At 35.3% G+C, this 8,837-nt stretch carries 7 protein-coding genes; 3 read left to right on the forward strand and 4 right to left on the reverse strand.

The genetic code is table 11. The features are described 5' to 3' along the window. Positions 1 to 53 precede the first annotated feature (53 nt). From ftsH to JGH11_RS09655, 3 genes are all read left to right on the forward strand, one after another. Complete coding sequence (gene ftsH / locus JGH11_RS09645; RefSeq protein WP_201111375.1) at positions 54 to 2,090, forward strand: ATP-dependent zinc metalloprotease FtsH; 2,037 nt, start codon at positions 54 to 56, stop codon at positions 2,088 to 2,090. Positions 2,091 to 2,297: 207 nt separating this feature from the next. Continuing rightward, a complete protein-coding gene (locus JGH11_RS09650; RefSeq protein ID WP_201111376.1) occupies positions 2,298 to 3,125 on the forward strand; it encodes a phosphatidate cytidylyltransferase in 828 nt (275 codons plus the stop codon). 54 nt (positions 3,126 to 3,179) lie between these two features. Next, entirely contained in the window at positions 3,180 to 4,070 is an 891-nt protein-coding gene (locus JGH11_RS09655; RefSeq protein ID WP_201111377.1) for a transporter, read from the forward strand. Positions 4,071 to 4,074: 4 nt separating this feature from the next. Here JGH11_RS09655 and JGH11_RS09660 read toward each other — a convergent pair whose 3' ends face one another. The 4 genes from JGH11_RS09660 to JGH11_RS09675 all read right to left on the reverse strand — a co-directional run bounded on the left by JGH11_RS09660 (position 4,075) and on the right by JGH11_RS09675 (position 8,705). Beyond that, positions 4,075 to 5,217 carry a hypothetical protein gene (locus tag JGH11_RS09660; protein WP_201111378.1) on the reverse strand — a complete coding sequence of 381 codons (1,143 nt, stop codon included), beginning with the start codon at positions 5,215 to 5,217 and terminating at the stop codon, positions 4,075 to 4,077. 216 nt (positions 5,218 to 5,433) lie between these two features. Then, the gene (locus JGH11_RS09665; protein ID WP_201111379.1) at positions 5,434 to 5,907 is read right to left on the reverse strand and encodes a GtrA family protein; all 474 of its coding nucleotides are present in this window, start codon (positions 5,905 to 5,907) and stop codon (positions 5,434 to 5,436) included. Positions 5,908 to 5,935: 28 nt separating this feature from the next. Then, complete coding sequence (locus tag JGH11_RS09670; protein ID WP_201111380.1) at positions 5,936 to 7,690, reverse strand: glycosyltransferase family 39 protein; 1,755 nt, start codon at positions 7,688 to 7,690, stop codon at positions 5,936 to 5,938. Between the two features lie 49 nt (positions 7,691 to 7,739). After that, a complete protein-coding gene (locus JGH11_RS09675) occupies positions 7,740 to 8,705 on the reverse strand; it encodes a glycosyl transferase family 90 (RefSeq protein ID WP_201111381.1) in 966 nt (321 codons plus the stop codon). Positions 8,706 to 8,837: the final 132 nt, after the last annotated feature.

Here is an 8,837-nt window from a genome sequence, read left to right on the forward strand (position 1 = left end):
TATTTCTTAACATAAAGGAAATTAAATTAAGACATACATATTTTAAATAGTATATGGACAATTACAACAAAGGAGATAATAACAAACCTAGAATACCTGGTTCAAAAGGGCCTAAAATGCCTTTCAATCTTTATTGGATATATCTGATTGTATTCGCAGCAATTATCGGTATGTATCTTTTCACAGAAAATAGTGCGGGGATACAAAAAGAAGTTGCATGGTCAGAATTTCAGGGTTATGTAGCAGATAATAGTGTCAGTAAAATTACAGTTGACACAAAAAATAACACCCTAAATGCAGTTGTTAGAAAAGATTCTATCAAACGTGTGTTTAAAGGAAATGCAGACAAAGTAGGTGATAATCCATCCTTAAATGTAAAGATTCCTTCCTCCGAAATATTTTCTAATTTTTATGACAAAGTAAAAGCAGAGAATAACTATGATATAGACGTTAATTATGAATCAGGAACAAGCCCTTGGGAAATACTGGTAAGCTTCTTACCTATTATACTTATATTCGGCTTGTTTATATATATGATGCGTCGTATGTCGGGAGGTGGCTCCGGAGGCGGAGGTGGAGTGTTTAGTGTGGGCAAATCAAAAGCTCAGCTTTATGACAAAGGCTCTGACCTACGTGTTTCATTTAAAGATGTGGCCGGGCTGTCAGAAGCAAAAGAAGAAATAGAGGAGATTGTAGAGTTTCTAAAAAATCCTTCTCGCTATACAGAAATAGGAGGTAAAATCCCCAAAGGAGCTTTGCTTGTAGGACCTCCGGGAACCGGAAAAACCCTGCTAGCTAAAGCTGTGGCAGGAGAAGCTAATGTTCCTTTCTTCTCTCTTTCAGGATCAGACTTTGTAGAAATGTTTGTCGGAGTAGGAGCTTCACGCGTAAGAGATTTGTTTAAACAAGCAAAAGAAAAATCGCCTTGTATAATTTTCATTGATGAAATAGATGCCATTGGCCGAGCTCGTGGAAGAAACCTGAATATGGGATCGAACGATGAGAGGGAGAATACATTGAATCAACTCCTTACAGAAATGGATGGGTTCGGAACCAACAGCGGGATTATCATTCTTGCAGCAACAAATCGCGCTGATATCCTAGATAAGGCCTTGCTTCGTGCAGGGCGCTTCGACCGTCAGATCACAGTCGACTTACCGGATGTAAACGATCGTAAAGAGATTTTCAAAGTACATCTTCGTCCCGTTAAGATCGATGATACTGTAGATGTTGAATTCCTTTCTCGTCAAACCCCGGGATTCTCTGGTGCAGACATAGCCAACGTTTGTAACGAGGCTGCTTTAATTGCTGCCCGTAAAGGTAAAAAGGTTGTTCAAAAAGAAGACTTTACAAATGCAGTAGATCGTATTGTTGGTGGATTAGAAAAGAAAAATAAAATCACCACCTTAGATGAAAGAAAGACCATCGCCATTCATGAAGCCGGCCATGCCACTTTAAGTTGGTTCTTACGATATGCGAACCCGTTGGTAAAAGTAACTATTGTACCTCGAGGCAAAGCTTTAGGTGCAGCATGGTATCTACCTGAAGAAAGACAAATAACCACAAAAGAACAGATGCTGGACGAAATGTGTGCCTTACTAGGCGGACGTGCTGCTGAAGAAGTTTTTGTTGGTCATATATCATCTGGAGCAGCAAATGACCTGGAACGTGTAACAAAACAAGCTTATGCTATGATTTCATATTTGGGTATGAGCGAAAAGATGCCTAACCTAAGTTACTATGATTCATCCGGCGAAGGGTATGGTTTCACCAAGCCATACAGTGAAGAAACTGCTTTATTGATTGACAGAGAGGTTCAGGCTATGATCAATGAGCAGTACGAACGGGCAAAACAATTACTAAGAAAACATAGTGAAGGACATGCTAAATTAGCGAATCTGCTCATTACCGAAGAAGTAATTTTTGCAGATGACCTGAAAAAAATATTCGGAGAGCGCCAATGGGTTTCTCGTTCGGAAGAGATAATCAAAGAAACAGAAGAACTTCCTAAGAATGTTGAAATAGAAATAAAGACAGGGGAAGATAGCTCTCCAGGAATAATAGCACAAGAAGACCAATCGGAAGAATAAATTTCGATCAAACAATATGAAAGGTACAGAAAATAAGCTTCTGTACCTTTTTCTTTATCTGACAGGCTTTGGTATACTCTTTTTTACTACTTTTGTCTTGTCAAGGTTACATATCTATTGATTATTTAAATAAATTCAATATTTATCATACCTTATTATATCATAAATGGACTATTGAATACTTTTTTTATAAAAAATAAAAACGCCTTGAAATTACCTAATATTGTTGTCCGCTTTCTAGCTGGAGCTGTATTTATAAGCTTATTACTTGGAGGGATGCTTATAAATGAATATAGTTTTCTTATTGTATTTTCACTGATCACAGTATTATGCCTCTATGAATTTTACGGATTAGTAGAGAAGGATGCTAAAGTACCTGTAATACGAACATGGAATATATTAGGTGGATTTTTCTTATTTGTTGGAGGCTTCTATTATTGTGTATATTCATCCACAGCAATTGCATTTATACCTTACATTATTTATTTAATCACTCTCTTTATTAGCGAACTATATCTTAAACGCTCAAACCCAATTCAATCCTTAGCCTATTCACTGTTAGGACAACTATACATCGCTGCCCCTATGGCATTAACAAATTACCTTGTTTTTGCGTACCAACCTGGAAGTTACCATTATGTATACATACTGGCCCTACTCGTCTTTATATGGGTAAATGACACATTCGCCTATCTCACGGGGATGGCTTTTGGTAAACATCGTCTGTTTGAACGAATTTCTCCTAAGAAGTCATGGGAAGGGTTTATAGGTGGCGCGATTGTATCAATTTGCTCTTCTTTAATTTTTGCATATTTCTTCCCTAACCTATCAACAATCGCATGGCTTGGCTTTGCTGCTGTAACAGTAGTATGCGGGACTTGGGGCGACTTATTTGAATCCTTAATAAAAAGGACCCTAGGAGTAAAAGATTCCGGGACAATGATACCAGGGCACGGAGGAATACTAGACCGTTTCGACAGCACAATATTAGCTATCCCATCAATTTTTGTATATCTTATCATCATTAGCATATAATAAGCTCTGTAAGACAAGAATATATTTGCTAAATTTGTCCAACAAATAGCAATTATGCTTAATAGAATAAAGTCTTATATGATGCCCATTGCTATGGCAATGGGGATAATATTACATAAGTACATGAATACAATGTCATTTCTGACACCGTATCTCATTGTTATAATGTTGCTGATTACCTATTGTAACATATCATTAAAAAATATTCGCTTCACACGTTTACATCTTTGGCTAATATTGATACAAACAATAGGATCTATTATCGCTTATATACTCCTACTTCCTGTTCATCCCCTAATTGCCCAAGGAGCAATGGTATGTATATTTGCACCTACGGCAACCTCTGCTCCTGTTATAACAGGTATGCTGGGAGGAAATGTGGCTAGCCTCACAGCCTATAGCCTCCTCAGTAATATGGTTGTTGTGATCATAGCACCCATCATCTTCTCTTTCACAGGTGAAATAAATGCTGAGTCATTCAGTCATTCGGTATGGATTGTTTTCCAAAAGGTATTTTTACTCTTATTTCTTCCTTTCTTCGGGGCTCTCGTATTACAAAAATATCTTCCCAGAGTACACTACGAAATACAAAAAGCAAAGGGTCTTTCTTTCTATCTATGGTCTATCGCACTAATCATTATCACAGGTAAAACTGTGCAATTTATACTGGATCAGAAAAGCACCAGCTATATTATTGAAGTTTCAATTGCACTGTCTGCTCTCATCTTATGCGTAAGTCAATTCCTAATAGGAAGACGAATAGGATCTGTATATAAAGATACTGTTGCGGGAGGACAAGGTTTAGGACAAAAGAATACAATTCTTGCTATCTGGATGGCTCAAACTTATCTAAATCCTATATCTTCGATAGGCCCCGGAGCATATGTACTCTGGCAAAATATAGTAAATTCATATCAGGTATGGAGAAACAGAAAAAGTATGTAGCAATCTAATTGGCTCCTGCCGCAACATGTGCATCACCAAATATGTCGGATGGAACAAGCACCATATTTTTTAAATATTCAAATTCCAATTCAAAGCATTCTCCAAAAATCTCATCAGCGAATCCTTCTTCCAACTGTTTTACAGTCCAAAACTTACCTCGCATTTTACCCTCTCTTCTTATCTTATCCTCATCATCTACGTTTGCTATAAAAAGAAAGATCAACCGTTTTGTATCCTCATTCTCAAAAACATATTTCAATAAGAATTTAATAGAAAAGTCCACTTCATTCCCAATCATATGACTTATGCTATTTCGAGCAGCTAAATTAATTTCATGATTGAATAACATGTACTTTTCGAACGGATAATCAAGTTTCCCAGGGCTTAAAATATCATCTAGAGACCTTTCTTGCAAATATACCTTAGAGTCTGAGATAAGAGCTACACGGACAACAGGATGAAGAAACTTATTCTTCATATTAAACGATACATTTTTTGCAATTTTACCGGTCACTTCACCTTTTTCTGTAACTATTGGAAGCCATTCCTCCTGTCTCAGTCTAGAAGCGAGATTACTTATTTTATAGATTTTATATCCCCCTACCAATAAAATAATCAAAACAGGTATTATAGGAAAAACTATTGCATCGAGAGCATTGGCCAATGCATCATCTATCGTAAACTGCCTGTATAATAAAATTCCGAATACATGTAATGTGAGACCATATTGAATAAGAGCGGCAGACTCATAAAACTCATTCATCAAGACTTTCTGGATTGGATTCTTCTGGCGAAAGAAATGCGCTACAATATAAGTCCGGCTCAGGCGTAAAATCATAAATAAGGTAATAATAAGCACTTCGCACAAGACTACATACGTATAGGGCTTTCTAATATATTTATAAGTAAAAAACCAAATAACAAAAGTAACCCCTATAGAGATAGCTGAAATGTAGAATGTAATACTGAAGAGCCTGGTTTTATAGTAAATTCTGGTTAATATCTCTCCAAGAATAGCAAAAGAAAAACCTGCTATCAGAGCATACCCCTCTGGAATACCCACCATCCGAAATACTACAAATACAATAAATGGCAACAACCCTAAAACAGGGTTTGAAACATGTTTTCTTATTCCTTTACTTAGCATCTTGCGAATTAATTTACAGAGTATGAGTTATGCTAGTTTGTAATATATTCAAACAAGTTAGATTATTGAAAGTAAAAAGCCCAATATTCAGCTGTAGCCCTTATCATTAATCATCGTTCTATTACAATAAGTAGAACAAATAACTGTGTGTTTTGTTTGATCTCCTTCTACAATTATTATTTGTTTAATGATGCTAATTTAAGAAAAAAAATGTTATTAGCGCTCTTTGAATGTAAAAAACTTATTGATAGAAAATTGAATAGCAGCCACGATAAAGATAGCAATTACTTTTGCTATCATATCATCAATCTTCATTACTCCAATAAAAAGAGTTAACAACATAGAACTGATTATCATACCGACAATTGCAACAGTTCCAAACGACAAAAAACGCCTTAATTTATTATCTGTAACCTTAAAGGTAAAGTAACTATTCAATACAAAATTATTTATAACGGCTAATGTTTGACCTATAATATTAGATATAAGAATATCGATCATGCCAACGGACATATTACCCTTTAATATAGAGCTGATGATTTCCGAAAAAGGGTAATGCACAGAAAGCCTTGTTACCAGTAGATAATACAGCCCCATATCGATTATCAGGCCAAGAATTCCAACCAGGCCATATTTAACTAATTGCCGAATAGATTTTTGCTTAGCTAGACCGCTAATTTGTTGCTTCATCCGCGTCTTTTAAGTTTGTATTGAAATGCTATTTCTTTTTCTCAATTCTAAAAAAGAGCATTTCATCTTTATATTCATTAAGCTTATTACTCGATTCGAGCAAAGTAAACTCGTAGTTTTTGTATTGTTCTTTAACCCTGTCGATATCTTGCGTCAAAGATATAAAATATCCGCATTCAGGTTGTTCAATTTCTATATTTTTAAAATCGTTATGTAAATAAAAATTAAGAGCATAAAGATTTCTATAATCTTTTAAGTAGTTGGTTACAAAAACATTATCTTTTAATTCATATTTTTTTGAAAGGAGTTCGGCAAAAGGACGCGTAGAATAGGCATCTTTAAATCCAGCTAAAAGATATGCATCCATAAATACATTAATCGCAAACATTACTCCAAACCCAGCCATCAAAACTTTTAGATTCATCTTCCTACGCAGCAAGTAAAGACTATTAAAAATTGCACAAGACAAAACAATAACAGCCAACAGTCCGAGCCATCCCATATTTTTAAAGATATCAGAGAATATCTTCACATCCCGTAGGGTTCTTTCTCGTTTCGATATATAAGGGCCCAACTCCTCAACATTTATGATTCCCACATATGCTAAACCCACGATAATAATAGCCAATGAGCCTACAGCAACTAGAATAGAAGTAGATATACGCACAGCCTTAGGTTTAGTATCGGAAAGATAAATAAAGAATCGTGCTATAAATATAGCCATAAATGGATAAGTCAACATTATATAAACACTGCGCTTCGAGGCTGGCACTGTGAAGAATACAAGAGAAATAATTACTACAAGCAAACTAAACAGGAGAACCTTATCCATAGATAAAAAATTTTCAAAGAAAGACTTTATTGATATCGTCGGTTTCTTATATTTAATAAAGAATAAAGATACAAGCAAAAGAATCGTCCATGGTAAAAACCCGGCAATAATCGTTATCGGATAGTAATACCACGGATTAACTACACCCAAGTCATAATCAATACCTAAATCGGCTGTTTCAATTCTCAAGAAACGGCCAAAATTCTCAGCAAACGCTTTTTCGAGGAAAGCGTCCCCTTGAATCTGATATGCTGCATAATACCACAAAGCAGGTATTAAAAGAGCCAAAATCAATATTGCTATACATTTTGCAGCAGCCTTTAAAAAATTCTCTTTCTGCGTGAGTAAATACACTCCGAAAATCATACATGGCAACAAAGCACCCACAGGTCCTTTGGCTAAAGTTGCCAAAGAAAGTAGTCCCCAAACACAGATAAGTTGTCCAAATCGCCGTCTTTGATTCCACGTATATAATTGAATCAGCGCTGCCACCATCAAAAAAGTCAACAACATATCTATCCTTGTTGTCATAGCAGCCCGGTGAATCTCAAAACAAGTAATTAATATGAGACATGAAACAAAACCTTCCAAGACCGGACGCCTGCGAGAAAAAAACATAAAACAAATACCAACCATAGCAATGAATGCCAAAGCTGATGGTAAGCGTGAGGTGAATGGCGTAACCTCTCCTTTGTTTAACACGAGGGAAAACCCTGCAATTAACCAATGGCTTAATGGTGGTTTATAAGCAAATTCATCTGCATAACTAGAAGGTATAATCCACTCTCCCTTTTCAATCATAGATATAGCTAGTCCCGCCTCACGAGGCTCCCCTTTTGTATAAAAATCACCTAATCCAATCCATGGTAAGGTAGATAAAGCGGCTATAAGTAAGATTAACAAAAGCGGCTTTTGCAGATAAAGAGTTTTTAAGAAATGAGACTTTTTCATATATCATGGAATATAACCAGATTAACAAAACATTTAGAACATCCCTCTATTAATACTGTTGTCCCGTCTTTTCAAAATATTTTTTTAAAACAAGTAAATTCAGCAAATCCTCACGCTCCTTATTTTTAAATTGATCTATATATTGATGAGCATTATTAATGATTTGATTGGCTTCATCAGGATGTTCAATATAATAATTCATGCGCTCTTCCAAGTCTGAATAATCATCTTTAATTAGCACATAATGGTAATTTGGAATCAAAGTACCTTCCATAAACCAAGTTTCATATTTAGGCTTCGGCATTACAGCCAAAGAATTCGAAGACATAACCCATTTCAGATTACTTGCTACATCATTCCCTTCAAGACAAAGTATAAATTTATAATCAAGATGTTCTCCTATCGTCAGGCGTTTGGCCGGATATTTAGCATCGGGGGTTATATTAACCTGGCCTACATCACATTTTGGATGTCCATAATACATATCCATAAAACGTATCCGATGTTCTTGCCTAATCTTTCCTCGTCCAATAAGCATATCCTTTTTATCTTCGAATCTCTTTTTATCATTCAAAAATAAAAAATGCCTTATCTTTTCTAATTTCATTACTACCGAATTAGTATTGTCTCCCGCTATAGGTCTACTCTTTACTATAGAAGGGTAGTCAGGAACATGAATAACATCTCCAAAAACTGGACAAATTTTCAGATGCTGAGAGAAGTAACGAGTATACTCGAAAGCATCAAAATAATAGACCTTAAAATAATCCTTCAATTTAAAATCGGATAAAACTACTGCCGAATCAGGCAATTCGATTATTCTCTCCAGACGATTATAATAATCTACCCTCTTTTGTATATAGGCACTGTCTAAATCACTTAAGCCAGCTAATTTTATATCTAACTGCCTTTGATAAATGGAAAAAGGCAGCACCTGACGAACATAGTTCTTTACATAATACCATGGCTTATTATTCTTATGTTTAAAAGAAGCTCTCTTTATATCATCGAACATACAATAATAATTTAATTGATGTTGAGCAAAAATAGATAAAAAAGAGTTAGAGACAAAGTATACCGCTAAGTTATTCGATTATAAAAATAAGAGATTTATTTTGTGCCATAAATAATTTAAAATATTCAAAAC

Source organism: Dysgonomonas sp. Marseille-P4677 (genome assembly GCF_016652235.1).
Lineage (GTDB): Bacteria > Bacteroidota > Bacteroidia > Bacteroidales > Dysgonomonadaceae > Dysgonomonas.

Excerpts from the sequence above, each read along its gene's own strand:
- JGH11_RS09675 (WP_201111381.1), bottom strand. The coding sequence starts at position 8,705 with ATGTTCGATGATATAAAGAGAGCTTCTTTTAAACATAAGAATAATAAG.
- ftsH (WP_201111375.1), top strand. The coding sequence starts at position 54 with ATGGACAATTACAACAAAGGAGATAATAACAAACCTAGAATACCTGGT.
- JGH11_RS09670 (WP_201111380.1), bottom strand. The coding sequence starts at position 7,690 with ATGAAAAAGTCTCATTTCTTAAAAACTCTTTATCTGCAAAAGCCGCTT.
- JGH11_RS09655 (WP_201111377.1), top strand. The coding sequence starts at position 3,180 with ATGCTTAATAGAATAAAGTCTTATATGATGCCCATTGCTATGGCAATG.
- JGH11_RS09660 (WP_201111378.1), bottom strand. The coding sequence starts at position 5,217 with ATGCTAAGTAAAGGAATAAGAAAACATGTTTCAAACCCTGTTTTAGGG.
- JGH11_RS09665 (WP_201111379.1), bottom strand. The coding sequence starts at position 5,907 with ATGAAGCAACAAATTAGCGGTCTAGCTAAGCAAAAATCTATTCGGCAA.